The 1,439-nt window shown below is 61.7% G+C and carries 2 protein-coding genes; one reads left to right on the top strand and one right to left on the bottom strand.

Going from position 1 to position 1,439, the window contains the following annotated elements; all coding sequences use genetic code 11:
• The coding region (locus P792_RS0120010; protein WP_031241449.1) for an outer membrane beta-barrel protein at positions 1–224 on the top strand (224 nt) is incomplete at its 5' end.
• Between the two features lie 81 nt (positions 225–305).
• On the opposite strand, the gene P792_RS0120005 is transcribed toward P792_RS0120010, so the two are convergent.
• Positions 306–1,352 (bottom strand): low specificity L-threonine aldolase, encoded by a 1,047-nt coding sequence (locus P792_RS0120005; protein WP_035440606.1) that lies wholly within the window; start codon positions 1,350–1,352, stop codon positions 306–308.
• Between the last annotated feature and the right edge of the window lie 87 nt (positions 1,353–1,439).

Raw genomic sequence — 1,439 nt, 5'->3', positions numbered from 1 at the left:
CCTTTCTAGGCGGCTACGCGCCCGCCGAGACGGCCCCTGCCACCACTTATGGTGCCCTGACACTCGGCGTGACCTACCGTCCTGACCTCGGGCACGGCATACGCGTCTTTGCCCTGCGCCCCGAGATCCGCTTTGATCGCTCGCTTAACGGCACGTCACCGTTCAACGATGGTCGCAACACCGGCATGTTCACCTTTGGTGGCGATGCGATGATCGGTTTCTGACACCGCATAACGAAACGCACAGAGAAAGGGGCGTCCGGCCTGATCGGGCGCCCCTTTTTTATGCTCGGTTATAAACCCGGATCAGAGCGCTTCGAGAAAGTGATCCACATCCCGCGCTTCGGTCGCCCAGCAGGTCACGAGGCGTATCAATACCCCGTCGATACCCGGCGGCGTTGTCCAGCGATAGAACACGAAACCCTGAGCCTCCAGCGCGGCCACGCTGCGTTCAGGCAGCACGACAAACACCTCGTTGCTCTGCACCTCGAAAGGCAGGGACGCCGCAGGATGGCGGCGCAAACCATGAGCGAGGCGCTGGGCCATGGTGTTGGCGTGCAGGTCATGGCGCAGCCAAAGATCATTTTCCACCAGCGCCGCAAGCTGTGCGCTCAGATAACGCTGCTTCGACCAGAGATGCCCGCCACGTTTGATACGCCGGGCAAAATTTTTCGCCAGATCTTCCCTGAAGATCAGCACGGCCTCTGACGCCATGCCGCCATTCTTCGTGCCGCCGAAGCTCACCATGTCGAACCCGGCCTTCCAGGTCATTTCGGCAGGTGTGCAATTAAGTGCGGCAATAGCATTGCCCAGACGGGCGCCGTCCAGATGCGTGGCAAGATCGGACTCTCTGGCGCGTGACGTCAGGGCTGCAAGGTGATCGAGAGAATAGACCGTGCCCCATTCCGTGCTCTGTGTCAGCGAAAGCGTCTGGATCGGGCTTGTATGGACCCCGCCCCCGGCATTGGTCACCAGGGCCCGGTCGAGGGCGACAGGATCCATGCGCCCGTCAGGCGAAGGCTGGGGCATCAGCCTTGCCCCATGCATGAAGAACTCTGGCGCCCCGCCCTCATCATTGGCGATATGGGCGCTCTGGTCGCAGATCACGGCACCAAAAGGCGCGGTGGACGCGGACAGCGCAAGGCTGTTGGCGGCCGTACCCGTGGCCACGGGAAAGACCCAGACCGGACGATCGAAAGCCTCGCGCATGAGCGCCGTCAGTCTTTCGGTCTCGGAATCCTCGCCATAAGACGGCGCTGCCCCCTCATTGACGCGTATGAGAGCATTCATCACCTCGGGGCAGACTGGCGCGATGTTGTCACTTGCGAAGTTCTTGCGTATTGCCTCGGTCACGTCCGTTCCTCACTCGTCTCTGAGGCCATCGTCCGGGTGCTGCCCGTGCCGATCGCCCTGCTACAGGAATTGCAGCCATGAAACACG

The organism is Asaia sp. SF2.1, assembly GCF_000505765.1.
GTDB lineage: Bacteria > Pseudomonadota > Alphaproteobacteria > Acetobacterales > Acetobacteraceae > Asaia > Asaia bogorensis.
This window is presented reverse-complemented; position numbering and strand designations above follow the sequence as displayed.